The organism is Streptomyces sp. NPDC046909, from assembly GCF_040644695.1.
Classification (GTDB): domain Bacteria; phylum Actinomycetota; class Actinomycetes; order Streptomycetales; family Streptomycetaceae; genus Streptomyces.
In genome coordinates, this window is the sequence record NZ_JBEYXC010000016.1 from 225955 (window position 1) to 250464 (window position 24510).

General features: G+C 69.4%; 21 protein-coding genes and 3 pseudogenes. 8 read left to right on the top strand and 16 right to left on the bottom strand.

What is annotated here, in order from left to right; translation table 11 throughout:
• The first annotated feature begins 241 nt into the window (after nucleotides 1–241).
• Complete coding sequence (locus ABZ928_RS40650) at nucleotides 242–1738, top strand: MFS transporter (protein WP_361530486.1); 1497 nt, start codon at nucleotides 242–244, stop codon at nucleotides 1736–1738.
• Between the two features lie 171 nt (nucleotides 1739–1909).
• The gene (locus ABZ928_RS40655) at nucleotides 1910–3634 is read left to right on the top strand and encodes an ATP-binding SpoIIE family protein phosphatase (protein WP_361530488.1); all 1725 of its coding nucleotides are present in this window, start codon (nucleotides 1910–1912) and stop codon (nucleotides 3632–3634) included.
• Between the two features lie 12 nt (nucleotides 3635–3646).
• On the opposite strand, the gene icmF is transcribed toward ABZ928_RS40655, so the two are convergent.
• From icmF to ABZ928_RS40710, 11 genes are all read right to left on the bottom strand, one after another.
• Nucleotides 3647–6904, bottom strand: coding sequence for a fused isobutyryl-CoA mutase/GTPase IcmF (gene icmF / locus ABZ928_RS40660; protein WP_361530491.1), 3258 nt, complete (start codon nucleotides 6902–6904; stop codon nucleotides 3647–3649).
• Between the two features lie 73 nt (nucleotides 6905–6977).
• Nucleotides 6978–7817, bottom strand: a complete 840-nt coding sequence (locus tag ABZ928_RS40665; protein ID WP_361530494.1) for an enoyl-CoA hydratase/isomerase family protein — start codon at nucleotides 7815–7817, stop codon at nucleotides 6978–6980.
• Nucleotides 7814–9082: an acyl-CoA dehydrogenase family protein gene (locus tag ABZ928_RS40670; RefSeq protein WP_361530497.1), complete on the bottom strand. Its 1269-nt coding sequence runs from the start codon at nucleotides 9080–9082 to the stop codon at nucleotides 7814–7816. The genes ABZ928_RS40665 and ABZ928_RS40670 overlap by 4 nt, the downstream gene beginning before the upstream one ends.
• 32 nt (nucleotides 9083–9114) lie before the next feature.
• Entirely contained in the window at nucleotides 9115–10167 is a 1053-nt protein-coding gene (locus ABZ928_RS40675) for a phosphotransferase family protein (RefSeq protein WP_361530500.1), read from the bottom strand.
• A complete protein-coding gene (locus ABZ928_RS40680; RefSeq protein WP_361530508.1) occupies nucleotides 10164–10583 on the bottom strand; it encodes a MaoC/PaaZ C-terminal domain-containing protein in 420 nt (139 codons plus the stop codon). The genes ABZ928_RS40675 and ABZ928_RS40680 overlap by 4 nt, the downstream gene beginning before the upstream one ends.
• Nucleotides 10580–11089, bottom strand: a complete 510-nt coding sequence (locus tag ABZ928_RS40685) for a MaoC family dehydratase N-terminal domain-containing protein (protein WP_361530511.1) — start codon at nucleotides 11087–11089, stop codon at nucleotides 10580–10582. Before ABZ928_RS40685 ends, ABZ928_RS40680 begins: the two co-directional genes overlap by 4 nt.
• Nucleotides 11086–12270 (bottom strand): acetyl-CoA C-acyltransferase, encoded by a 1185-nt coding sequence (locus tag ABZ928_RS40690; RefSeq protein WP_361530514.1) that lies wholly within the window; start codon nucleotides 12268–12270, stop codon nucleotides 11086–11088. The genes ABZ928_RS40685 and ABZ928_RS40690 overlap by 4 nt, the downstream gene beginning before the upstream one ends.
• A 37-nt stretch (nucleotides 12271–12307) precedes the next feature.
• Entirely contained in the window at nucleotides 12308–13135 is an 828-nt protein-coding gene (locus ABZ928_RS40695; protein WP_361530517.1) for an SDR family oxidoreductase, read from the bottom strand.
• Nucleotides 13136–13181: 46 nt separating this feature from the next.
• Nucleotides 13182–14642, bottom strand: coding sequence for a dihydrolipoamide acetyltransferase family protein (locus ABZ928_RS40700; protein ID WP_361530519.1), 1461 nt, complete (start codon nucleotides 14640–14642; stop codon nucleotides 13182–13184).
• Nucleotides 14643–14668: 26 nt separating this feature from the next.
• On the bottom strand, nucleotides 14669–15697 hold the full coding sequence (locus tag ABZ928_RS40705) for a transketolase C-terminal domain-containing protein (protein ID WP_361530522.1): 1029 nt from the start codon (nucleotides 15695–15697) through the stop codon (nucleotides 14669–14671).
• On the bottom strand, nucleotides 15694–16671 hold the full coding sequence (locus ABZ928_RS40710; protein WP_361530525.1) for a thiamine pyrophosphate-dependent dehydrogenase E1 component subunit alpha: 978 nt from the start codon (nucleotides 16669–16671) through the stop codon (nucleotides 15694–15696). Before ABZ928_RS40710 ends, ABZ928_RS40705 begins: the two co-directional genes overlap by 4 nt.
• Nucleotides 16672–17003: 332 nt before the next feature.
• Between ABZ928_RS40710 and ABZ928_RS40715 the strand changes: the two genes are divergently transcribed.
• The 4 genes from ABZ928_RS40715 (at nucleotide 17004) to ABZ928_RS40730 (ending at nucleotide 18932) form a co-directional block, all read left to right on the top strand.
• On the top strand, nucleotides 17004–17678 hold the full coding sequence (locus ABZ928_RS40715) for a TetR/AcrR family transcriptional regulator (protein WP_361530528.1): 675 nt from the start codon (nucleotides 17004–17006) through the stop codon (nucleotides 17676–17678).
• A 146-nt stretch (nucleotides 17679–17824) separates the two neighbouring features.
• A complete protein-coding gene (locus ABZ928_RS40720) occupies nucleotides 17825–18340 on the top strand; it encodes a hypothetical protein (RefSeq protein WP_361530531.1) in 516 nt (171 codons plus the stop codon).
• Between the two features lie 23 nt (nucleotides 18341–18363).
• A complete protein-coding gene (locus ABZ928_RS40725; RefSeq protein WP_361530534.1) occupies nucleotides 18364–18546 on the top strand; it encodes a DUF2087 domain-containing protein in 183 nt (60 codons plus the stop codon).
• Nucleotides 18547–18794: 248 nt separating this feature from the next.
• Nucleotides 18795–18932, top strand: coding sequence for a hypothetical protein (locus ABZ928_RS40730; RefSeq protein ID WP_361530537.1), 138 nt, complete (start codon nucleotides 18795–18797; stop codon nucleotides 18930–18932).
• A gap of 6 nt (nucleotides 18933–18938) precedes the next feature.
• Here ABZ928_RS40730 and ABZ928_RS40735 read toward each other — a convergent pair.
• Nucleotides 18939–19374 (bottom strand): annotated as a pseudogene (locus ABZ928_RS40735) (transposase family protein); the annotation flags it as partial.
• A 524-nt stretch (nucleotides 19375–19898) separates the two neighbouring features.
• Here ABZ928_RS40735 and ABZ928_RS40740 point away from each other — a divergent pair.
• The gene (locus ABZ928_RS40740; protein WP_361530540.1) at nucleotides 19899–20093 is read left to right on the top strand and encodes a hypothetical protein; all 195 of its coding nucleotides are present in this window, start codon (nucleotides 19899–19901) and stop codon (nucleotides 20091–20093) included.
• Here the strand turns inward: ABZ928_RS40740 and ABZ928_RS40745 are convergent.
• Nucleotides 20086–21168 (bottom strand): hypothetical protein, encoded by a 1083-nt coding sequence (locus tag ABZ928_RS40745; RefSeq protein WP_361530543.1) that lies wholly within the window; start codon nucleotides 21166–21168, stop codon nucleotides 20086–20088. The genes ABZ928_RS40740 and ABZ928_RS40745 overlap by 8 nt on opposite strands.
• Before the next feature lie 121 nt (nucleotides 21169–21289).
• Between ABZ928_RS40745 and ABZ928_RS40750 the strand changes: the two are divergent.
• Nucleotides 21290–21751 (top strand): annotated as a pseudogene (locus tag ABZ928_RS40750) (DinB family protein); the annotation flags it as partial.
• Between the two features lie 79 nt (nucleotides 21752–21830).
• On the opposite strand, the pseudogene ABZ928_RS40755 reads toward ABZ928_RS40750, so the two are convergent.
• From ABZ928_RS40755 to ABZ928_RS40765, 3 genes and pseudogenes are all read right to left on the bottom strand, one after another.
• Nucleotides 21831–21956 (bottom strand): annotated as a pseudogene (locus tag ABZ928_RS40755) (ATP-binding protein); the annotation flags it as partial.
• A gap of 317 nt (nucleotides 21957–22273) precedes the next feature.
• A complete protein-coding gene (locus ABZ928_RS40760) occupies nucleotides 22274–23233 on the bottom strand; it encodes an alpha/beta hydrolase (RefSeq protein WP_361530546.1) in 960 nt (319 codons plus the stop codon).
• Between the two features lie 72 nt (nucleotides 23234–23305).
• Entirely contained in the window at nucleotides 23306–24409 is a 1104-nt protein-coding gene (locus ABZ928_RS40765) for a zinc-binding dehydrogenase (RefSeq protein ID WP_361530549.1), read from the bottom strand.
• Between the last annotated feature and the right edge of the window lie 101 nt (nucleotides 24410–24510).

Sequence of the window (24510 nt, forward strand, 5' to 3'; positions counted from 1 at the left end):
CGACGACGGTGGGGCCGCACACAAGAGGTGCGGCCCCACTGCTTTTCCAGCGCATAACCGCTCTATAAATCAAGTGTTTCAATCACTTGACCGGATGATGTCGCGCTCCTACTGTGTCCACACAACCGCAGGGGAGCGTTTCGGCCACCCTGTCGCCATCTACGCATTTCATGCATACCGCCCCGGCCGGGTCAGCGAGAAGCACCATCCCCTTCCCTACTCCTCCACGAGGAGCGCTGCGATGACGCAGACCCATTCGGGAGCGGCACAAGAGCCGCCGACAACGGACCACGGCCCCACCGGAACCACCGCGCAGGACGGCGGCGCACCGGCCGTGCGCTCAACCACCGCTTTCGTACTCATTCTCGTCGCGCTGCTCTGGCCGCTGGAGGTGCTCAGCCTCTCCTACAGCCTGCTGACCCCCGCGGTGACCGAGATCGCGGTCCACTACCGCACGGATCAGGTCGGCTGGGTGTTCACTTCGCTAACCCTGGTCGGTGGCGTGGCCGGACCGGTCATGAGCAAGTTCGGAGACCTGTACGGCAAGAAGAAGGTGATGGCGGTCGGCGCTCTCGCCGCCGTCGTCGGCGGGTTCGTCGCCGCCCTCGCGCCGAACTTCCCCACCCTTCTGGCAGGCCGTGCCCTGCAAGGGCTGATGCTGCCGCTGGCCACGCTCTCGTACTCGCTGATGCGTGACATCCTGCCCAAGCGCTGGCTCGCCTTCGCGGCCAGTCTCACCGTCGGCGGCACGGGTGTCGTCACGATCACCGCACCTTTTATCGCCGGCTATTTCGTCGACCACCACGGTTTCCGGTCGGTGTTCTGGCTGCTCGCCGTCCTCTCGGTCATCGCCTTCCTGGGCCTGCTCGCGGTCCCTGAGTCGCAGGTGCGCGCCCGGTCCCGGCTGGACTGGACGGGAGTCGTGCTGCTGGGCGCCGGCGTGGGGCTGGTGCTGCTCGGTCTGAGCGAAGCGGCGACCTGGAGCTGGTCCTCGGCGAAAACGCTCGGCTGCCTCGTCGGTGGCGTCGCCCTCCTGCTCCTGTGGGTGGTGGTGGAGCGCAGGATCCGGGAGCCGCTCGTTGATCTGCGACTGGTCTCGCGCCGCCCCGTCCTGACCACCATCGTCGTCGCCGGTCTCGCCTACGGCGCGGTCGGCGCGTACTCGACCATCCTGCCGATGATGGCCATGACGCCCCGTGCGCTGGGCGGGGACTACGGCTTCGGGTCGACGGCCATGCAGCTGACGCTGTTCACCGTCCCGGCCGGCATCACCACCTGTGTCCCGAGTTTCATCGCGGGCCTGTACATGCGCCGGATCGGAGCACGGTTCCCGGCGGTCGTCGGGTCCCTGGTCATGGCCGCATCCGCGGCGTTCAGCGCCTTTTACCACGAGGAGAAGTGGCAGGTGCTGGTGGGCTTCAGCGTCCTGGCGGCCGGTGCCAGCCTCGCCTATGCGGCGATCCCGAACCTGGTCATCGAGGCGACTCCGGTCGACCAGCAGGCCATCACCGCAGGCATGGCGGGTCTGCTGCAGACCCTCGGCTCGACCGCCGCTGTCCAGGTCGTGTACGTGATCCTGTTGCAGAACGTCGGACAGCTGGTCCAGGGCAGCCCCATCTACACCGGGACCGGTTTCACGGTGGCCTACCTCGCCTGCGCCGGCTTCGCGCTCGTGGCAACCCTGGTCGGCCTGCTGATCCCCCACGGAAGGCCCGCGCCGAAGACCGTCGAGTCCTGACTCTCCAAGAAGCGCCCCGAGGGGCGGGGCGAGCCGCCGCTGCGGCTCTTCCCGTCCCTCGGCCCTTTCCGCGCACCGGCTATTCCAGACGCCGCTGCGCGATAATGAGCCCCAGGGGTCCTCCTGACCGAAGTGTTCTACTCTTCCCCGCCGACGGAAGCGAAGAAGGCAATGGATCACGGCACAGTCGAGTACCGGCTGCGGCGCGACATGGACCTTCTGCGAGCGTCGGCGGGTCTCGGTTCCTGCCCCGATGCCTCGCGGATCGCTCAAACACTCGCCACTCTGCTCGTGGCCGACTTCGCGGACATGGCGATGGTGGACGTCGCCCAGGCCGTGGCCGAGGGCGGCGAGCTCGCCGACGTCACCTACTTCGGTCAACTGGGCCTACGCCGACTCGGCGCCGCAGCGCACGCCGGTGAATGGCCATCCGGACCGCCCGGAGCCGGAGCTGACACCCCGGTCGTTCCCGACTCTCCCGCGCTGGAAGAGCTGCGCAGTGGACGCGCGGTCCTGATCAATGATCTCGACCTGCTCAAGGCAACACTCGACGACGATTCCGGCCTCGTCCAAGCGGTGCTTCCCGAAGGGGCACGCTCCGGCTTGAGTGTCGCCCTGTACGCCCGGAGCCTGCTGCTCAGCGGCATCACCGTGTGGCGGCTCGGGCCGACGGCTACCTGGTTCGACGCCGATGACGCGACCCTCATCGAGCAGATCGCCGCTCTGGCGGCACTGAGCCTCGACAACAGCCGACGCTCCGTCCGCGAGGAGCAGGCCGCTGCCACGCTACAGAGCAGTCTTCTGCCGCCTACGCAGTTCGAGGACACCACGGCCGAGACGGTGGGGATGTACGTGTCGGCCGACCCCGGCAGCGGGGTCGGCGGGGACTGGTTCGACGTCGTTCCCCTGCCGTCCCTCCGCACGGCATTCGTCATCGGAGACGTCGTCGGGCACGGTATTCACGCCGCTGCGACGATGGGCCGGCTGCGCACCGCCGTCCAGACGCTGGCCGACCTCGAGCTGGAGCCCGACGAACTGCTCACCCGTCTCGACGACCTCGTGCGCAGAATGGCCGGACAGTACACGGACGCATCGGGCCCACGGGGTGAGGTACTGGGAACGACGTGCCTGTACGCCGTATACGATCCGGCCCAGCGACGGTGCACGCTCGCGAGCGCGGGACACCCGCCGCCCGCCCTGGTGGAGCAGGGAGGCAGGGCTCGGATGGTGGACGTCGCGCCCGGCCCGCCACTCGGTGTCGGCGGACTGCCGTTCGAGCCGTGCGAGATCGAGCTGGAGCCGGGCAGCGTGCTCGCCTTCTACACGGACGGCCTGATCGGGTTCCCGTCGGCTGACATCGGAGTCGGTATGGATCGGCTGCGGCACCTGCTCGACGAAACGACACAAGCCGGCGTGAGCCTGTACGACACGGCTCGCCACGTCGTCGACCAGCTGATCACCACACCCGGCAAGGACGACGCCACCGCGCTGTTCGTACGCACCCGAGGCGTGTCCGGCGAGGACATGGCAGTGTGGCAGTTCCCCGCCGAACCGTCCGTCGTGGCGGAGGCACGGGAGCGGACGGTACGTCAGCTGGCCGACTGGCACCTCGACGATCTGGCCTTCACCACCGAACTGGTGGTCAGCGAGCTCGTCACCAACGCGGTCCGCTACGCCGACGGGCCTGTCGGAGTGCGCCTCATCCGCGACCGTGCGCTCGTCTGCGAGGTGTCCGACCCGAGCAACACCCAGCCACGACTGCGCCGGGCCCAGGCGGCGGACGAAGGGGGACGAGGCCTCTTCCTGGTCGCCCAGCTCACGGACCGCTGGGGCAGCCGGTACACGAGATCGGGCAAGACCATCTGGACCGAACAGCTCCTTCCCCCGCCGCGCTGAGCCGGGCCCCGGTCAGACATTGCGCCGGTACTGGCCCCCCACCTCGAAGAAGGCCTCGGTGACCTGCTGGAGAGAGCACACCCGGGCGGCGTCCATCAGGACGGCGAACACGTTGTCACCACGGGTGGCGGCCTGCTTGAGGGCGGCGAGAGCGGACTGTGCCTCGTCCCGTCGGTGTTCCTGGTAAGTGCGTACGCGCCGCAGCTGTGACTGCTTCTCGTCCTCGGTCGCCCGGGCCAGTTCGACCGCCGTGGCCTCCTCGGCGTCCGCCCGCGGGTTGCGGAAGGCGTTGACGCCGACGATGGGCAGGGTGCCGTCGTGCTTGCGCTGCTCGTAGAGCATCGACTCGTCCTGGATACGGCCGCGTTGGTAGCCGGTCTCCATGGCGCCGAGCACGCCACCGCGCTCGCTGATCCGCTCGAACTCCTGGAGCACTGCCTCCTCGACCAGGTCGGTCAGCTCGTCGATGACGAACGACCCCTGCAGCGGGTTCTCGTTCATCGCCAGGCCCCACTCCCGGTTGATGATCAGCTGGATGGCGAGCGCCCGGCGTACCGAGTCCTCGGTGGGGGTGGTGACCGCCTCGTCATAGGCGTTGGTGTGCAGGCTGTTGCAGTTGTCGTAGATCGCGATGAGCGCCTGGAGGGTGGTGCGGATGTCGTTGAAGTCCATCTCCTGGGCGTGCAGGGAGCGTCCTGAGGTCTGGACGTGGTACTTCAGCTTCTGGCTGCGCTCGTTCGCGCCGTACCGGTCTCGCATCGCGACGGCCCAGATGCGGCGGGCGACCCGGCCCAGGACCGAGTACTCGGGGTCCATGCCGTTGGAGAAGAAGAAGGACAGGTTCGGGGCGAAGTCGTCGATGTCCATGCCCCGCGCCATATAGGCCTCAACATAGGTGAACCCGTTGGCGAGGGTGAAGGCGAGCTGGCTGATGGGGTTCGCGCCGGCTTCGGCGATGTGGTAGCCGGAGATGGACACCGAGTAGAAGTTGCGGACCTGGTGGGCGATGAACCACTCCTGGATGTCGGCCATCATCCGCAGGCTGAACTCGGTGGAGAACAGGCAGGTGTTCTGCCCCTGGTCCTCCTTGAGGATGTCGGCCTGCACGGTGCCGCGCACGGAGCGGAGCGTACGGGCACGCACCTCGGCGGTCTCTGCCGCGTCCGGTTCGCGGCCCTGTTCGGCGCGGAAGACGTCCAGCTGCTGGTCAATCGCCGTGTTCAGGTAGAACGCGAGGATGGTGGGGGCCGGGCCGTTGATGGTCATGGACACGGAGGTTGTCGGGGAGACCAGGTCGAAACCGTCGTACAGCGCCTTCATGTCGTCGAGCGTGGCGATCGAGACACCCGAGGTTCCGATCTTGCCGTAGATGTCCGGGCGTTCGCCGGGGTCACGGCCGTAGAGGGTGACCGAGTCGAAGGCCGTGGACAGGCGGGTCGCCTCACTGTCGGCGGACAGCAGCCGGAATCGGCGGTTGGTGCGGAAGGGGTCGCCCTCGCCGGCGAACATCCGGGCTGGATCCTCCCCCTCGCGCTTGAAGGGGAAGACTCCTGCCGTGAAGGGGAAGCGGCCGGGCAGGTTCTCGGCACGGAGGAATCGCAGCAGTTCACCGTGGTCGGTGAAGCGGGGCAGGGCAACGCGGGGAATCCGGTTGCCGGACAGCGACTCACGGACGAGGGCTGTGCGCAGTTCCCGGTCGCGGACGGTGACCAGCAACTCGTCCCCGGAGTACGACCGTACGGTCTCGGGCCAGTCCTCCAGCAGGTTCCGCGCGGCCGGATCCAACTGACCGTGTGCCTCCGTCAGCAGCTCGTCGACGGCCTCCGTGGCCTTTCCCGACGTCGCCAGTTCCTCGCGCACCTCCGCCAGCACCTGTACCCGTCGCGCGGCCTTCGCCTGTACGGCGGTGTCCGCGTGGTAGCGGCGCACGGCCTCGGCAATGTCGGCGAGGTAGCGGACCCTGGCCGACGGCACGATCTGGGCCGCGCCGCTGGAATGCCGTACCGCGACATCAGCCAGCGCGCCCGGACGGACCGTCATGCCTTTGTCGGCGAGGAGGCTGCGCAGGTGCTGGTAGAGGGCCGTGACGCCGTCGTCGTTGAAGGTGGCGGCGCTGGTGCCGAACACCGGCATGTCCTGCGGCTGCTTTCCGAACTCCTCCCGGTTACGGATGAGTTGGCGACCCACGTCGCGCAGCGCGTCCTGCGCGCCGCGCCGCTCGAACTTGTTGATGGCCACCACGTCGGCGAAGTCCAGCATGTCGATCTTCTCCAGCTGGGAGGCCGCCCCGAACTCGGGGGTCATCACGTACAGCGAGATGTCCACGAACGGCACGATCGCGGCGTCGCCCTGCCCGATGCCGGGTGTCTCGACGATCACCAGGTCGTGTCCGGCGGCCTCGCAGGCGGCGATGGCCTCGTGGAGACCGTCGGGAAGTTCGTGACTGCCCCGGGTGGCGAGGGAGCGGAAGAAGACCTTGTCTCCGTCCAGCGAGTTCATCCTGATGCGGTCGCCGAGCAGGGCTCCGCCGCCGCGCCGTCGCGTCGGGTCCACGGCCAGGACCGCGATGCGCAGGTCGTCGTGCTGGTCGGTGCGCAGCCTGCGCACCAGTTCGTCGGTGAGCGAGGACTTTCCGGAACCTCCGGTGCCGGTGATGCCGAGTACCGGCACCTTGCGCACGGCCGCGGCCGCCTGCACGGCGTGGAGTGTCGCCTCCGGCACACCGCTGCCGGTCAGGCCGGTGAGCAGACGGGCCAGTGCCGTTCGCTCGCCGTTCAGCACGGACTCGGCATCGGCCGGTTCCTCCTTCCAGAGGTCGCGGTCGCATTCCTCGATCATCGAGTTGATCATTCCGGCGAGCCCCAGGCGCAGCCCGTCCTCCGGCGAGAAGATGCGGACACCGGAGCGCGCCAGACGATCGATCTCCTCCGGGACGATCACTCCGCCGCCGCCCCCGAAGACCTTCACATGCCCGGCCCCGCGCTCCTCGAGTAGTTGGACCAGGTACTCGAAGTACTCGACGTGGCCACCCTGATAGGAGCTGACGGCCACTCCCTGGGCGTCCTCCTCCAACGCGGCGTCCACCACCTCGCTGACCGAGCGGTTGTGGCCCAGGTGGATCACCTCGGCGCCCTGGGCCTGCAGGATGCGCCGCATGATGTTGATCGCGGCGTCGTGCCCGTCGAAGAGACTGGACGCCGTGACGAAGCGGACGGGGTGCTGGGGCCGGTACAGCTGGGTGGGCTGCGTCGGCGTGGCGGGGCTGGACAAGGATGCCTCCGGAGTCGATGCGTGGGCGGCCTGCTCCGACGCAGGTGATGGGATGTCGGGGCTCGGAACGCCGTCAGTCGCGTCTGCGGCGCGAGCCCTCCAGGAACCGGCGCATGGCGGCCCCGACCTCGGTTCGCGACGCGGCCTCGGCAATGAAGTCGGCCTCGCAGTCGAGGTGATCGCGGAGTTCGTCGAGCTGCCCAGCCCGGACCAACAGCTTCGCCCGACCGAGGGCACGGACATGTACGCCGGCCAGAGCGCTCGCCAGTGCCCCGGCGACGGAGGTCAGGTCCTCGTCGTCGACGACCCGGTTGAACAGCCCCCACTGTTCGGCCTCGGCAGCGCCGAGGACCCGGTTGGTGAACACCAGGTCCAGGGCCCGGCGTTCGCCCAGCAGTCGGGGCAGGAACCAGGACGCCCCACAGTCGGGGGTGAGCCCGAGAGCCGTGTAGGCAAGGCGCAGCTTCGCCGAGCGCGCGGCCACCACGAGGTCGGCGCCGAGCGAGAGGCCGACGCCTCCCCCGGCGACGGCTCCCTGGATCGCCGCGACGACGGGGACGGACAGGCCGGCCAGCCCGAAAACCGCCGCGTGCGCGGCCTCGGCGACGGCCCTGACGTATCCGCCGATGTCGCTCTCCTGAGCGACGAAGGCTCGGAGGTCGCCGCCGACGCTGAAGTTCCTGCCCTCTGCCCGTAGCAGCACCGCACCGACGCCGGTCCTGTCCGGCTCCCCCGTCCAGGCGACGATCTGCTCGACGGCCGCTCGCAGCGCGGTGACGAAGTCGAGGTCGAAGCCGTTACCGGTGTCCGGGCGTGCCAGGACGAGGTGGACGACGGCGCCGTCCCGCTCCACCCGCACCGGCGCGTCCGCCGCGGTGAGGAGCGTGCCGGGAGGCGAGGTTCGGGTCGTCATCGCGCGTCTCCCCTGCTCAGGCCTCGCTCCCGCTGCCGGGCGAGTTCCCGGCGGCCCAGCACCATCCGGTGCACCTCGTCCGGGCCGTCGGCGAAGCGCAGCCCGCGGGCCTGCGCCCAGAGCATGGCCAGGGGCAGATCCTGGGTCATGCCGGCCGCGCCGTGCACCTGGACGGCCCGGTCGACGACCCACTCGGCGGTCCGCGGCGCCTCGACCTTGATGGCGGATATCGCGGTACGGGCCTCACGCGCGCCCACCTCGTCGATGAGCCAGGCCGCTTGCAGGACCAGCAGTCGCAGCTGGTCGACACGGACCCTGGCCTCGGCGATCCAGCCCAGGATCTCGCCGTGTTCGGCGAGCGGGCGGCCGAAGGCGGTGCGCTCGTCGGCGCGGGCGCACATAAGCTCCAGCGCCCGCTCCGCCATGCCGACCAGTCGCATGCAGTGGTGGATGCGGCCGGGTCCCAGGCGGGCCTGGGCCAGTCGCGCGCCTTCTCCCTCCTTGCCCAGCAGACTGGTGGCGGGCACCCGTACGTCGTCGAAGACCACTTCGCCGTGGCCGCCGTGGGCGGCGTCGGTGAAGCCGAAGACCGCCAGGCCGCGCACCACGCGCACGCCCTCGGTATCCGCGGGGACGAGCAGGATGCTCTGGCTCTCGCGCGGCCCGGCGTCCGGGTCGGTGACCGCCAGGACGACGAGCAGTTCACACTCGGGGGCGAGGGCGCCGGTGGCCCACCACTTGCGGCCGTTCAGGACGTACTCGTCCCCCTCACGCCGGGCGGTCAAGCGCATGTTGGACGCGTCGGACGAGGCCACGCCGGGCTCTGTCATGCAGTACGCGGAGCGGATCCGCGCGTCCAGCAGCGGCTCCAGCCAGCGCTCGCGCTGCGCCTCGGTGGCGAACATGGACAGTAGTTCCATGTTGCCGGTGTCCGGGGCCGAGCAGTTGAGCGCCTCGGGGGCGATCTGAGGGCTCCAGCCGGTGATCTCCGCGAGGGGCGCGTACTGCAGGTTGGACAGACCGGCGCCCAGCGGCGAGTGGGGCAGGAAGAGGTTCCACAGTCCACGGCCGCGCGCCTCCGCGCGGAGTTCCGCCATGACCGGCGGGCGGCCCCAGCCGGTGGTGGGGGCTCCGGGGACCTCGGCGGCGCCCGGGGCGAAGTGCGGCTCCGCGAAGTGGTGTTCGGCGGGGATGACGTGGGTGCGCAGGAAGTCGGTGAGGTTCTCGCGGAGTTCCTCGGTGCGCTTGTCGAAGGAGAAATCCATGTCGGTGTCCGTTCGTGTCGGCGCCGGCGGGGTCAGCCGTTGAGGTGGGTGCGGCCGCGTTCGACGAGTTCGGGCACCATCGCGCCTATCGACTCGAAGCCGTCGCCGACGGTCAGTCCTTGCTGGTGGCGGAAGTGGATGCCTTCGAGGATCACGGCCAGCTTGTAGTGGGCGAAGGCCATGTACCAGCTGAGGTCGTCCAGCTTCAGGCCGCTGCGCTCGGCATAGCGGTCGGCCAGTTCCTCCCAGCGGGGGAAGGCGGGGTGCAGCCCGGGCGTGCCCGCGATGGGGTTGTCGATGCCGGCCCAGCCGATCCAGTAGAGGTGGAACAGCCCGAGATCGGCGAGCGGATCCCCCAGGGTGGCCATCTCCCAGTCCAGTACGGCGCGGGGCCAGGCCGGGTCGGCTGGGTCGAGGATGACGTTGTCCAGCCGGTAGTCGCCGTGGACCAGGGTGTGCCGTTGGGTGACGGGCAGCGCCGCGCCCAAGGCGTCGCCCAGTTCACCGAGCCCGGCCACGCTACGGCACGTCGAGGCCGCCAACTGCTTCTTCCAGCGGGCGACTTGGCGTTCCAGATAGCCTTCGGGACGGCCGAAGTCCGCGAGTCCCACCTCGGCCGGATCGACGTTGTGCAAATCAGCGAGTGTGTCGACGAAACCGTGGGCGAGTGTGCGGGCGGTGTCCGGGTCCAGTGCGGAGAGGTCCTCCTCGGTGCGCAGCACCAACCCGTCGACGAGTTCCATGACATAGAAGGGCGCGCCGAGCACGCTGTCGTCCTCGCAGACGGCGACGACGGGCGGCACCGGCACGTCGGTGGGGGCGAGCGCGGTGAGCACGCGGGCCTCGCGCAGCATGTCGTGGGCGGTCTGCAGGACGTGGCCGAGCGGCGGGCGGCGCAGCACCCAGCGCAAAGGACCCCAGTCGACGCGGTAGGTGAGGTTGGAGCGTCCACCGGACAGCAGCGAGACGCGGATGGCCTCCGCCGGGGGCGTCCACGGACCGGCGGCTCGGGTCAGGAACTGTGCGAGCCGCTCGGGGTCGACGCCGCGTACGGTCTCGTTCGCGCTCGGGACGGGCTGCGTCATGTGCTTCGGCTCCTTGCCGTGCTCAGTGCGCTCGGAGCCAGCCGCGCGGTGCCCCGCGCCTTGACGGCTCCCTCGCTGTCGGTCACCTGCACCTCGACATCGGTCGTGGGCTCTTCTTCGGAGCCGCGCACGGTGACGGTCAGGCGGTCGCCGATGTGCACCGGCGCGGTGAAGCGCATCCGGTACGCCTGAACGGATCCGGGTCCGGCGACTTCGTCCAGCACGCGCCCCGCCCAGGCCATGGAGAGCATGCCGTGCGCGATGACATCGTCGAGACCGGCCCGCCGGGCTGCGTCGATGTCGATATGGACGGGGTTGTGGTCACCCGACGCCCCGGCGTAGAGGGCGAGGTCCGTGCGCGTCACCGGGGGCAGAGAGCGGCTGAGGGGCAGGCTGAGCGGTGTCGTTCCGGTCATTGCGTGTCCCCTTCGTCGTCCGGGCCGGTACCACGCCGTACGACGGCGAGCGTCGTGCTCAACTCGGCTACTTCGGCGCCCTGTTCGTCCGTGACCCGGGTCTGCCGTACGACGAACTGCAGGGCGCCGTCCGACTTGGCGGTCACGTCCGTGATGCGCGAGGCGAAGGTCAGGCGCTCACCCGACCAGGTGGAGCGGTGGTGAACGAACGACTGCTCGGCGTGCAGAACCGTATCCAGGTCCACGCCGATGTCAGCCAGCCAGGCCCAGGGGTCGGGGCGTTCCATCTCCAGGCAGAACAGGAATGTCGGCGGCACGGGCAGGCCGGGGTGGCCCGCGCGCCGGGCCGCCGCCTCGTCGACGTGTTCGGGTCGGCGCTCACCGATGGCGTGGGCGAACTGCCGCAATCGGCCCGCCTCGACGAGGACGGTGTGCGGCGCGGTACCGGTGCCGACCACGGCCGGGTCGATGAGCCGTGCCCTCGACGGCACGGTGGGTGTGTTCACGAGGTGCTCCTCAGCAGCAGTGCGTCGCCCTGCCCGCCGCCTCCGCACAGGGCGGCGATTCCTGTCCCGCCGCCTCGGCGGCGCAGTTCGAGGGCGAGGGAGAACACGAGGCGGGCGCCGCTCATACCAACGGGATGACCCAGCGCGATGGCGCCGCCGTTGACGTTGACTCGGTCCGGGTCGACGTCGAGTTCACGGGTGGACTGGATCGCCACTCCCGCGAAGGCCTCATTGATCTCCAGCAGGTCGAGGTCGGAAGCCTTCAGCGACCCGTCACGGGCCAGCGCGTCGCGTACGGCGTTCGCCGGCTGCGACAGCAGGGACGGGTCGGGACCCGCCACCGTGCCGTACGCCCCGATCTCCGCGAGCGGTGCCAGACCGTGCCGCTCGGCGAAGTCCCGGCTGGTGACGACGAGGGCGCAGGCACCGTCGGAGAGCTGCGAGGAGGAACCAGCGGTGATGGTCCCGTCCGGCGCGAAGGCCGGCCGCAGCCGCCCGAGGGACTCGGCGGTGATGCCCACGCGAATCCCCTCGTCGTCTGTGACCGTCACCTCTGCACCGCGGGTCGGGACAGGCACCGGCACGATCTCGTCGGCGAACCGCCCGGCCTGCGCCGCCTCGGCCGCGCGCTGGTGGGAGCGGGCCGCGAAGGCGTCCTGCTCCTCGCGAGAGATGCCGAGGTGTGCCTGGTAGCCCTCGGTGGCCGCACCCATGGAGATGCTGTCGAAGGCGCACCCCAACGCGTCGGCGTCAAGGGCGTCCAGTGCGGTGGCAGGTCCGAAGCGGTAGCCGGTACGGGCGCCGGGCAGCAGGTGCGGTGCGCGGGTCATCGACTCCATACCACCGCAGACGACGACGTCGTGGAGTCCGGCGGACACCATGAGGTCGGCAAGCGCAACCGCGTGCAGTCCGGACAGGCACAGCTTGTTGACGGTGGTGGCGGGCACGCCCATGGGCAGACCGGCGAGGGCTGCGGCCTGGCGGGCCGGGTTGGGGCCCACGCCGGCCTGGACGACCGTGCCCATGACCACCGTGCCGACCCGGTCCGGTTCGATTCCGGCGCGTTCCACGGCCGCCGCGACGGCCGCGGCGCCGAGGCGGGGGGCCGGCAGGCCGGACAGGGCGCCGAGCAGTTTGCCGATCGGGGTGCGTGCCCCGCCGATGATGACGGATCCCGGCATCGTGTTGTCGCTCCTTTGTGTGTGCGGGTCGGCCTGCTCAGATGACGAGGCCGCCACCGGCCACGACGACCTGGCCGGTGATGTAGTCGGACTCGGGAATGGTGAAGAGATAGACCGCGTTGGCCGCGTCCTCGGGCGTACCCGCGCGACCCAGCGGGATGCCCGCCTCCATGGCGCTGCGCAGTTCGTCGCCGATCCCGACCTTGATGTCCCGGCCGCCGACGTCGATGGTGGCGCCGGTGCCCGCGGGTGCCTCGGTCAGCCGGGTGGCGATCAGACCGAAGGCGACGGCGTTGACCGTGACCTGGTACCGGCCCCACTCCTTGGCGAGCGTCTTGGTCAGTCCCACCACGCCGGCCTTGCCGGACGCGTAGCCGGCCTGTCCGACGTTGCCGCCGAGGCCCGCGACCGAGCTGATGTTCACCACCTTGCGTACGGTGCGCTCCCCCGCCTCGGCATCACGCTTGGCGGCCGCGCGGAACGCCCCGGTGGCGGCGCGCAGAATGCGGAACGGCGCGCGCAGATGGACGTCGAGCATGGCGTCGAACGCCTCGTCCGTGGTCTTGTGCACCACGGAGTCCCAGGTGTAGCCGGCGTTGTTGACGATGATGTCGAGCCGGCCGAAGGTGTCCTGCGCCGCCCCCACGAACCGGTCGCCGAAGTCGGGTTCGGTCACGCTGCCTGGGAAGGCCACGGCCTCGATGCCGTCCTTGGCGAGCAGGGCGACGGTCTCCTCGGCGGGTTCGCGGTCGAGGTCGTTGACTAGCAGCCGGGCACCCTCGGAGCCGAGCTTGCGGGCGATCTCCCGGCCGATGCCCCGCCCGGCCCCCGTGATCAGCGCGACCTTGCCATCCAGTTTCGTCATGACTGCCTTCCTCTTGTGCGGTACTTGCCTGGTGTCGGGCGGGTGCTCAGCGGTAGGCGTCGGCCGGCCACTCCTGCAGGGCTCGTTGGAGGGCGAGCAGCGCGCGCAGCGCTCCGGAGCCGTCCATGGCGCGGTGGTCGAAGGTGAGACCGAGCCGGGCGACGGGACGGACGGCGACGTACTCCTCACCGTTCTCGCCGGTCACCGCCACGGGTTGGCGGACGACCGCCGGGACGCCGAGCGAGGCCACCTGCGGGTGGGTGAGGATAGGCGTGGAGATCACACCGCCGACGCTGCCGGAGTTGCTGATCGTGATCGTCCCGCCTTCCAAGTCGGCCGACTTCAGACGCCGGTTCCTGGCGCGCTGGGCGAGGTCGGTGATCGCTTCCGCGATGCCGTGCAGGCTCAGCCGCTGTGCGCCGTGCACCACGGGTACGTAGAGCCCGGCCTCGACGTCGACGGCCACGCCCAGGTTGACCGTCTGCCAGCGCAGCAGGTGGGTGTCGGTGAACGTGGCGTTGATGTCCGGGTGTTCACCGATCACCGCGACCAGGGCCCGTGCGATGAAGGGCAGATAGCTGAGTTTGTCCTTGCCCTGCCCGGCACGCTCGGTGTTGATCTCGGCGCGGGCGGCGGCCAGGCGGGTGAAATCGACGTCGACCTGTGCGGTCAACTGCGGTGCCGTGCTCACCGAGGCCACCATGTGCGCGGCGGTGGCCTTGCGGACGGGCGTGTGGGGCACCTCCTGGCAGGGGATGTCCTCGTATCCGGACGGGCGCGTGCCGGTGGCCGCAGAGAGGGCGGGCGTGGCTGCGGGCGCCGGTTCGGGGGTGAGCGGCTGCATCGGCGACCGGGGAGCCGCGGCGGCCTCGATGTGAGCGCGGACGTCGCCACGGGTGACACGGCCACCCGGGCCGGTGCCACGCACGGCACGAAGGTCGATTCCGGCTTCCTTGATCATGCGGCGAACCAGCGGGGAGGTGGTGTGCGCGCTGAAGTGGTCCGTGTCGGCCGGCTCGACAGCGAGGTGTCGCAGGGCCCCGTTGAGGACGAGCGACAGACCGTCCAGGTCCCTGTGCACCACGGCGATCTGCTGCCGCGCCGGGGTCCCCGAGCTCGGGGGCGTCGCGGGCTGCTGCGGGACGGGCTCGGTCCTGGCGCCGGGGGGTTCCTGCACCGCGGGGTCCGCCTGCCCTGCCTGGGTGGCCGCGGTAGTCGCCGCCTCAGCCCCGCCGAGCGCCGCGGCGACGTCGGAGTCGCTGGCGTCCAGGGGCGCGAAGCGGGCGATCAACTCGCCGACGGGCACCTCCTGGTCGGGATGCGCCAGGATCTGCACCAGCGTCCCCTCCTGCGGGGAGGCGACCTCCGTGTCCACCTTGTCCGTCGACACGTCCAGGAGCGGTTCATCGACGGCCACCTTGTCGCCTGGGCTCTTGTGCCAGGCGGTGATCACCGCGCGTTCCACCGAGCCCATGTGGGGCAGGCGGACATCGATCAGAGTCGTCATGTCAGGTCTCCGGCTGCTCGGCGGGGTCAGATACGGGCGAGCCGTCGGGCCGCCTCGATGATGTCGGCGACGCTGGGGAAGCAGTGCTGTTCCAGGTGCCGGCTGGCCGGTACCGGGGCGTCGACCGCGCCGAGCCGCATGATCGGCGCGTCGAGGTGCCAGAAGCACCGTTCTTGGATGGCGGCCGCGATCTCCGCTCCGGGGCCCGCGGTGCGCGGGGCCTCGTGCACGATGAGCGCCCGGTGCGTGCGTAGTACGGAGGTGGTGACCGTGTCCAGGTCGAGCGGGACGAGGGTGCGCAGATCGACGATCTCCAGCTCGATCCCCTCACCGGCCAGCTTCTCGGCGGCCTCCAGGGCACGCCGTGTCATACAGCCGTAGGTGATGACGGTCGCCGAGGTGCCGGTGCGCCGTACGGCGGCCTGGCCGAGCGGGATGATCTCGTCAGGATCGGTGGAGACCGGGCCGCGAATCCAGTCGAGTTGCTTACTCGGGTAGTAGAGAACCGGGTTAGGGTCGCGTACGGCGGCCTTGAGCAGCGCCTTTGCGTCCCAGGGGTCGGACGGGACGACCACCTTCAGGCCGGGGAAGTGCATGCCGAGCATCTCCATGGAGCCGGAGTGCTCGGGTCCCGCGCCGCCGCTCGGACCGATCGGCATGACGATGACCGCGGGCAGTTCGAACTGGCCGCCGTGCATGTGCCGCCACTTGCCGAGCTTCTGGAAGATCTCGTCGCCCGCGATGAGGGAGAAGTCGGCGAATCCCATCTGCACGACCGGACGCATCCCGGTCATCGCGGCGCCGGCCGCGCAGCCGACCATGAAGGCCTCGGTGATGCTGGTGTCCACGACCCGCTCGAACCCGAACTCCTGGACCATGCCGCGCGTACCGCCGAAGAACCCACCCATTCGCAGGTCCTGGCCCATGCAGAAAACGGTCTCGTCGCGCCGCATCTCCTCGACGAGGGCTTCTCCCTGGGCCGCCTGATAGGTGGTCACATGAGTGCCCTCGCCCGCCGCTTCGGTGGCGGGGCGGCTGTCGGTCAGCGTCGTCATACGAACACGTCCTTCATGATGATCGCGGGGTCGGGAAGGTCCGCCTCCTCGGCACGCTGCAGTTCTTCCGCAACTTCCGCCGCCGCATCCGCGACAATCCTGTCCGCGGCCTCAGCCTGGTCCTCGCCAAGACGGGCCCGAAGGACCGCCATGGGGTCCCGGTAGTCCTTGAGGTAGTCGTCGGGCCGGTACTGCTGAGCGTCGCCCTCCCAGTGCCCGCCGACACGGGTGACCTTGGCCTCGATCAGTGTGGGTCCCTCACCGGCGCGGGCCCGCTCAACGGCTTCGAGCGTCACCCGGTGGACCTCGACTGCGTCGTGGCCGTCGACGACGACGCCGGGGATGCCGTAGGCAGACGCGCGGTCGGCTACGTTCGGGGTGGGGCTGACGTCCTCGAAGCGGGTGGAGACGGAGACGCCGTTGTTCTCGCAGAAGTAGATGAGCGGGAGTTTCCACGAGGCGGCCTGGATCAGGGTTTCGTGGAAGGTCCCGCGGTGCGAGGTCCCGTCTCCGAAGTCGGCGAGCGCGATCTGGTCGGTACCGCGCATCTTGGCCGACAGGGCGGCTCCGGCTGCGATCGGGTACACGCTGCCCAGGGTGGCGCCCTCGCCCATGATGCCGAGCGCCGGGTCAGCCCAGTGCGGGACGCCGGCGCCCTTGCCGCCGGTGGAGCCGGTCACCCTGCCGAGCAGGTCGCCGATGATCGGCTGGAGTCCCATCCCCTTGGCCAACGGCCAGGTGGCCCCGCGGCCCTGGTAGAAGAGGTAGTCGTCGGTGCGCAGTGCGGCGCAGGCCCCGGCCACCGCACCCTCCTGGCCCTTGCCCGGATGCCAGAAGCCGGCGAATCCGTGGTCCCGGATGTGGACCGCGAGGGCGTCTTCCAGGGCGCGTGCCCGGGCGACCGTGGTGAAGAGCCTCAGCAGCAGTTCGGGATCGGCCGGGGCGTCGGTGGGCCGTCGCTTCCTTGGCGCCATACCGCCTCCTTGCGGGATGGAGCGCGACACGGGCCCGGAAAACAGGGCCCGGTCGCGTCGAAACGGGCGTACGAAATACGAGGTGGTCTGGAGCGCGCGTCCCGAAAGGGACCTGCGAACGAGGCTCGGCCACCCTGCCCACGGCAGGGGCAAGGGGAAGAAGGGCGAGCGGCGGCTCCACTCACTCGATGTCGCCCGACACTATGCCGATCGACTGATCGAATCAATTGTTTCAATCAAATTCTTTCAAGGAGGGGTTCCCTCCGTGCAGCGCCGGTTAGGCTCTCACCTGGACACGGGCCGACAGCGGACCGAGAGCGAAGGAACTGGGCGTGGCAGAGCAGAAGAGGCGCCGCAAGGGCCCCCACGACGGAGAAGCGACTCGCGCGACTCTCATGGACGCGGCCGAGCGCCTCTTCGCGGAACAGGGAGTGGAGGCAGTCTCGGTACGCGCCGTGAACGCGGCGGCGGGACTGGCACCGGCCGCCGTGCACTACCACTTCGGCACGAAGGAGGCCTTGCTGGACGCGGTCCTCCTCCGGCGGGGCCGCGAGGTCGTCGCCGACATCTCCGCGCGATGCGATGCTCTGCTCGCTCAGGCGGGACGCCCCGACCCCGAGGAGATCCTCGAGGCGCTGATCGCTCCTTACGCCGCCCTCCTGGAGCGTGACCGCGCGGGAGGGGCACGCTGGCTGTCCATCGTCGGCCAGCTGACGCTGAGCGGAAGCGATCAGATGATGCCGTCGGCGGCCCCGGCGACCGACCGGCTGCAGACACTGATCCACCGCGCCTTCCCCGATACGCCCGCAGACGATCTCACGAACGCATGGAGTCTGACAGTCGAGGCCCTGATCCTCCTCATGGCTCGCGGCCCCGAGAGCTGGTTCGCTCCGGGCGACGCGGCGTACACCACGCGGCGCACCCTCCTCGCCTTTGCCGTCGGAGGGCTGAGAAGCGCACTGGGACAGCCCCGGACGGACACCAGCCCGGCCGCCTCACCGGCCTGAGCATCACTCCGGGACGCCCTGGCAGCGGGTACCGATGGGTACGCCGTCAGCGACGAACTGATCATCGGCCCCGATGAGTCGTCGGCGGTCTGCGGGCTCGCGCCAGGGCGAGCCAAAGAGCGACCAGAGGCAGGAAGGTGCGCATCGTGGAGATCGTGCAGCTGACCCGGCCGCTCATCCACACCCCGACCGGGAATCCGCCCGGCTTGCCCATGGGGCCAGGCAGCACTGGCGAGCTGCACGGAGTGCAGTTGTCTCTGCCGTCGATCGCCATCATGCCGGGGCCGTATGACGCCCTCAGAGCCACCCCGAACGACAACCAGAACGCACGCGGTGAACACACCCCCGCAGACGCCCATCAGCCCTCCTGCCGCGATCTGGTGGGCGCGCCCGCCCAGAACGACCGTCGCGCCGCCTACGCGGCCCTCGCTCTCGGGGCGACGACCGTGGCCGAGGTCGCCGAATGGGCCGGGCTGCGCTCACCGGCCGCCGCCGTGGCCCTGCAGAGGCTGGCGGACGTCAGAATCGCTTCCCTCGACCGTGAGCTACACACGTACACCCTGCTCGACGACACCTTCCGGCTGGCCGTTCAGGCGGAGGTCAGGGTCGCCGGGCGAGCCGGCGGGGAGGAACGGGCTCCTACTTCCGGCGCGGCCGACTGACCTCCATCCCGGGCAACGAGGACGTGCGCAGCCGGGTGCTGGACGTGGTGAAGGACTCGTTCGAGCCCGGCGTGCCCTATCCCGAGGCCAAGGTCAACGCGATCTGCGGTGAGTGGTTCGACGACTGGGTGACCCTGCGCCGCGCCCTCGTGGACGACGGCATGCTGCGCAGGAACGACTCCGGCGCGATCTACGAGCGCGTCTGACGAAGGGCGCCTGACGGACGGTGTGGGGCTGATGGTGCAGGTAATGGCAGGGGTCCCAGTTTCACCAGCACGGCGGGGGTGGAAGAAGATGCAGTGGCAGGCACGGGCCACCTCATGATCGTTGAGCTTCGACACTCCAATGATCACGAAGCACATGCCTGCGCTGCTATGCACCCCAACCGGTCAAAAACCCGACCAGCTCCCCAACCCCGGGAACTTGATCAAGCCCTGCCTCACAGACAGGACACGTGGAATCGCACGACTGCCCGACGTCCACCTGCGCCGCCGCGGCAGGCTCCTCATGCAGGACCGGCAAGGGCAAGGCGGCGATCCAGTACCACATCGCCCGCTTCCGCTTCATGCCCCGACTCGCCAAGGGTCAGTGAGGTCTTTCAGTGTTGCCGCTCCGGAGTGAGCACGGCCGCGGAGATTGACGACATTCGATTCGGACTGCACCGGGACTTGCGGAAGATCCGCCAGGACTTGAGTGGTGCGACGCCGCGTTCGACCGGTGCCCGTGCGGTGGCCAGTGCTCGGCTGATGGCTTGCTGGGTCGGCGTGAGGTCACGGCCCGGCGGGGGTCTGAGGGGTGTTGTCACCCATGGGTCGGCTCCCATGTAGGCGTGTTCGGCGAGGATCGAGACGCCCTGGCGTTCACAGATCCGGATGATCCGGTGGGCGCGGGTCGCAGTCATCGTGCGCGCAGCCGGGCATCGTCGGCGTGATCCACAGCAGCCGCCCGGAGGGGTCGGTCACCTCCTGCACGTTCACCGCATGTCGGCGGTGCTTGTGGGAGTAGTCGGCCCGGCTGTCGCCGACCCGGCCACACACCCGGCGGTAAGACGGTCAGACCTGTGACGGTGCCGAGGCAAGGCCCCTATGCGGACACGCAAGCCCACCCGGTGGCTGCACCATCCCGGCACGGACGGCAGATCGCACTCAGGGCATCCCAAACGGAGCCAGGCAGAATATGGGCCAGTCCGCACCGCAGATGGCACTCTCCATGCTCACAGGCAGGATACGGAACCAACGCGGCTCCTGTGCCAGCGGGTTGAGACTTCGAACACCTCTCTCAACGGCACGGGAGCCTCGTGCGTTGCGCAAGGACTCGATGACATCAAGTCGCTCCGACAATCGGCCGCCGACGCGGGCATGACGATCACCACGCGAGTGGTGAAGACTGGATAGATGCGACCTCACGCCCAGGCGGACTCCTGTTCGTAGAGCTCAGTCTCATCCTTGTCGCCGCTGTCTACGTCTGGAGAGGACGTGTCCTGCGTCCCCTCTCGGAGAAACGCGCCCAGGCAGCCGTGATCCGGGATCGTTCCAGAAACCTGCTGCGCTCTGCGGACATGGCAATCGCCGGAGCGCGTCGGCGGGCCGCACACGGCGAACCGGCCAACGTCACGGTCGGAGACGTGACCAGGGTGGGGCGCCAGCACTACGGGTACCTCTTTGTGGAGCGCGAAGAAGCAGCTGCCGCCCTCCGCCAGCGCTATGAGGCTGCCGACTGCCGGGTGGACTGCATGACCGACGCTTTCAACTGACTGCCTCCCCGGCAAGTGCTTGACGCCAGAGGCGCCGGAGCTCTCCACAGGGCTTGCAGCAGGCCGACCGCGGGCCCGAAAGGCTGATTGCGGCGGGGCGGGGGCATGGCTGTCGGCGGCGCCTGAAATTCAGCCGCCGCCGGCACATGGCGTCGCCGGTGGTGACGCGACGTCCAGCTCTGGTGTGCAACCCGTCCCAGTGCCCTTCATCCACGATCCGCGCGCCGCGGCCAACCACCCGTGGATGGGCGGCCGGCATGGTGTTCGGCCGACAGCGAGCCGCCACGAACTCCAAGTAGTCGTCGACCAGGGCATGTCCGAGCGATGCTGCAGGATTCCCTGCAGCATCGACGCGTCGTACCAACGGCGGCTGCCCGGCCATCCGAGCACCTCGACGGGAGCGACCATCCTGACCGGGAACATGAGATCGCGGAAGAGTGTCACCCACATAACCGCCCAGCGTGGTCAGCGCGTGGACGTGTCCTTCGAAGAACGCCTGCTGACCGCAGGAGCGTGAGATGCGGTGCACGGCCTTGCCCGAGTAGGCCAGGCGGAAGGCGAACAGGTAGCAGCGGGTGCGCTGGCCTGCAACGTCCACATAGACGTCCCCGAAGTCGACCTCGGCGTCCGCACCGAGCGCGTTGTGCCGGGTCACGAACGCCTCAACAGGAGCCCCCGCCTGGGCCGCGATTTCCTTGCGCCGGGCCGCGACGAAATCCCGGACCGTCGGATACGGGATCGCCTCGCCGAACTCCTCCTCGATCCGCGCAACGATCCGCCGCACGGTGTGCCGCTGCTTGCGCGGAGCCTCCAGATCGGCCCGTAGCCAGGCGTCGACCGTCTTCTTGTACGGCTCCATCCGAGGTGACGTCCTCACCGCCCGGCGGCGCGGGGTGGGCACCGGCGAGGAGAGTGCCTCCCGTACGAGGCGGCGGTGAACGCCGTACTTCTTCGACAGAGCGCGGATCGACAGCTCCCGCTGCCAGCTGTCCCGCCGGATCCGGTCGAACAGTTCCTGCTTGGACAAAGACATCCGCAGCACCGCCCCTGCCGGAAACCACAGGAACCGTCTCACCGCAAGAGCTGAGGTGGGGCCACTTCGCCCCGTCACCACCCCTCAATGCGCCCGTGCGACCCACCAACTGGGGCCGCTGGAAGCCAACATGCCGGGGCCGTTTAACGACGTCAGAGCCAACTTGTGGGAACCGCCGGCCACGCGCTGCTGGACCGTGCGTCAATCACATGATGGGAGTTGGGTCCCGGACTGGGCGGAAGAGGAGCCTGATCCGGTGCCTGTTCCGACCATCGGTTGGCTCAGCTGGCATATCGGCTGGTGGTGGGATGCTGCTGTCGAGCACGCGGGCGGCCGCAATCCACGCCCGCGGGCCGAGGTGACGTGGAGCGGTGATCCTCAGAGCGCCGTCGCATGGCTGCGGGAGCTTCGGTCGGCGTGGCTGGTTGTGCTGGAAACCTTCACCGATGCTGATCTTGATGCCACGGCTCGTTTCCCATGGCAGGACGATCCGGCGCGCACTGTCGCTGACACGGTGGCCTGGGTGAACGCCGAGTTGATGAAGAACGCAGCAGAGATCGGCCAGCTGCGGCTCATGCGTGCTGCTCGGTCGGACCAGAGCCATGACCTGCTCACGGGAACGTGAGTGACTGCGAAGCCGTCATGCCTTCTGTCGGCGTACGGACTTCTCTCGCCAGTTGCGTACAGACGAACGTCCCCAGCTGTCAGGCCACTTCGGCCTCCCACTCGATGGTCTTGAGGCGGTTCTTCATCCGGTAGCTTGGACCATTGATGGCGATCACTTCGCAGTGGTGCAGGAGCCGGTCGAGGATCGCGAGGACCTCGTCCCCGACGTTCAGCGGGCGCACCCGGGGCAGGCGGCCCCGGCGGTTGTGCACCGGGCCTCGACACGTATCGCCTCGCCACGCGCATCTACGGCGACACCGGGGACCAACAGGGACAACAGCTCTTGGAGCCGGGACAACACCTCGTTCATGGCCACCGAATGTCGGCCATGCCACCCACACGAGGAACGATTTCAAGGCGCCTTCCGCACACAGCACAAGAAGATCAACAACTACAAGGCGTAACCGGATCACGGAACTTGTGCCAGACCCCGTTTAACGACGTCAGAGCCAGTGCACGGGCTCATTACGGCGGCCTCACCTCACCGCGAGCGTTCGGCGCCCAAGCCCCTGCGTATCGCGTCGAGTTGGTCCGCCACCATGCGGCGGCTCACCGTCGCGTCCGGGACGAACGGCGTCGAACCATGGAAGGTGCCCGGATAAAGGTGCAGTTCCGTGGGGACACCTGCCTGTTGCAGCCGCTGCGCGTAGGCGATGCCCTCATCTCGCAACGGGTCGAACTCACAGGCCGCCACATAAGCAGGAGGAAGTCCCGAGAGGTCAGCGACCCGAGCCGGGGCGGCGTAAGGCGAGACGTCCGGGCCCCCGCGTTTCCCCTCGCCCAGGTAGTAGTCCCAGCTGAGCTCGACGTATGCCCGGGAAATAACCGGGGTGTCATGGAAGGCGAGCATCGAAGAGGTGTCGAGCCGGTCGTCCAGCTCGGGGATGCCCAAGTACTGGAAGCACAGACTCGGGCCTCCCCGGTCTCTGGCCAGCAGGGCGATCGCAGCCGACAGGCCCCCACCGGCGCTCTCGCCTCCGACGCCGAGTCGGCCCGTGTCGATGCCCAGCTCGTCAGCATGGGCAGCGACCCAGGTCAGCGCCGCGTAGCAGTCCTCCAGCCCCGCCGGAAACGGGCTCTCGGGTGCGAGCCGATACTCGACCGAGACGACGACGGCGCCTACCTCGGCCGAGATGCGAGTGGCTTCGGAGTCGAAGCCACCGACGCTGCCCATGACGAACCCTCCCCCGTGGATGTAAAGCAGCCCCGGCAGCAGGCCATCGCGCCCGGAGGGTGCGTACACCCGCACAGGAACGTCCGGCGCGCCAGAGGGGCCCGGAACGGTGAGATCACGCACGTCCAACGGGACGGCCGGCTGGCGAGGCGGAGCCTGACTCAGCGCCGCCTCCTCGGCGGCACGAAGCTCGGCGTAGTCGGTGAAGGAGAATTCAGGAAGGGCAGCAGCCCATTCGACGAGCTCGGGATCGAGGGCGTAGGTCATGGGGACTCCTGGTGGAAGATCAGAACCGGTGAGGGTGGCTGTCACGGGTCACGGTGGTGCCGATGACCGGCCTCACGGGGCGGGGGCTTCCTGAGGGCTCAGGACGGCGGACCCGGGTAGGTCGGGCCGGATGAGGATCTTGACGTGCTCGATCATGCTCGGGCTGCTCGGCCGGAGCGTGGCGAACACCTCCGCTGCGGCGTCCAGACCGGCGTATCCGGTGACCATCAGGGCCGGGTCGAAGCGCCCCTCCCGCAGGTGTGCGAAGGCCCGCGCGAAGGCGACGTACTCGGTCTCACCGAATCCGGGGCCGCCGACGAACTCCAGGGTGGTGTTCTTCAGGACTCCGATGACCGGGCGGATCTCCTCGGGGCGCATGCCGGAGCCGATCACGGAGATCCTGGTATAGGCCGGGGCGGTCGCCATGAGGGAGGCGAGGAGACCGGTGGCCCCGGATGCCTCGATGATGTGCAGCCGTCGGCCGGCGGGGGCGTTCTTCCGCCATGCTTCCACCGGATCCTCGCGGAGCGGGTCGATCGCGATGTGGGCCCCGTAAGCAAGGGCGATCTCCCGGCGTCTGGCGGAGGGGTCGGACACCACGATCGGTGCGACCCCTCGGGCGGCCAGTTCGATGACGGCTCCGAGGCCCACCGGGCCGGTGCCGGTCACAAGCGCTCCGTCGCCGGGCTCGACCGCCGACCTGAGCACGCCGTTGACGCCAGTGGCCAGGGGCTCGGTCACCGCCGCCAGGACCGGCGAGACGCCTTCGGGGATCTTGAGGTGTCCGTAGGCCCAGACGACGGAGCGCTCGGCGAGTCCGCCCGGGAAGTCGTTGGCGTAGCCGACGGTGTGGACTCGCCCGTCGGGGGCCATCACGCCGGGCAGGACGACCAGCTCGTCTCCCAGGTCGTAGCCCTCCACCCCGTCACCGAGACCGGCCACTCGTGCGGTGAACTCGTGGCCCATCACCAGGGGGCGGGCCGGGTCGAACACCTCGCCCAGGGCGCCCGTCTCCTCGTGGGCGACCAGGAAGGCGTCCGTGTGCTGCCAGGCCGAGAGATCGCTGCCGCAGACGCCCGCGGCGATGGGCTCCACCAGGAGCTGACCGGCAGCTGGGTGCGGTTCCGGCAAGTCGGCAGTGAAGATCCTTCCCGACTGCATGACGGCTGCGCGCATTGTGCTCCCTTTCGCGGGTACCTTCGCGGGGCGATCGACGAGGAGAATTCCGATCAACTGATCGGATCACTTGATGAAAGCATGTGCCCCGGACCGAGGGA

Coding starts and splice junctions, on each gene's coding strand:
- ABZ928_RS40650 (WP_361530486.1), top strand. CDS start 242: ATGACGCAGACCCATTCGGGAGCGGCACAAGAGCCGCCGACAACGGAC.
- ABZ928_RS40655 (WP_361530488.1), top strand. CDS start 1,910: ATGGATCACGGCACAGTCGAGTACCGGCTGCGGCGCGACATGGACCTT.
- ABZ928_RS40665 (WP_361530494.1), bottom strand. CDS start 7,817: ATGACGACCCGAACCTCGCCTCCCGGCACGCTCCTCACCGCGGCGGAC.
- ABZ928_RS40670 (WP_361530497.1), bottom strand. CDS start 9,082: ATGGATTTCTCCTTCGACAAGCGCACCGAGGAACTCCGCGAGAACCTC.
- ABZ928_RS40675 (WP_361530500.1), bottom strand. CDS start 10,167: ATGACGCAGCCCGTCCCGAGCGCGAACGAGACCGTACGCGGCGTCGAC.
- ABZ928_RS40680 (WP_361530508.1), bottom strand. CDS start 10,583: ATGACCGGAACGACACCGCTCAGCCTGCCCCTCAGCCGCTCTCTGCCC.
- ABZ928_RS40690 (WP_361530514.1), bottom strand. CDS start 12,270: ATGCCGGGATCCGTCATCATCGGCGGGGCACGCACCCCGATCGGCAAA.
- ABZ928_RS40695 (WP_361530517.1), bottom strand. CDS start 13,135: ATGACGAAACTGGATGGCAAGGTCGCGCTGATCACGGGGGCCGGGCGG.
- ABZ928_RS40700 (WP_361530519.1), bottom strand. CDS start 14,642: ATGACGACTCTGATCGATGTCCGCCTGCCCCACATGGGCTCGGTGGAA.
- ABZ928_RS40705 (WP_361530522.1), bottom strand. CDS start 15,697: ATGACGACGCTGACCGACAGCCGCCCCGCCACCGAAGCGGCGGGCGAG.
- ABZ928_RS40710 (WP_361530525.1), bottom strand. CDS start 16,671: ATGGCGCCAAGGAAGCGACGGCCCACCGACGCCCCGGCCGATCCCGAA.
- ABZ928_RS40740 (WP_361530540.1), top strand. CDS start 19,899: ATGGCAATCGCCGGAGCGCGTCGGCGGGCCGCACACGGCGAACCGGCC.
- ABZ928_RS40760 (WP_361530546.1), bottom strand. CDS start 23,233: ATGACCTACGCCCTCGATCCCGAGCTCGTCGAATGGGCTGCTGCCCTT.
- ABZ928_RS40765 (WP_361530549.1), bottom strand. CDS start 24,409: ATGCGCGCAGCCGTCATGCAGTCGGGAAGGATCTTCACTGCCGACTTG.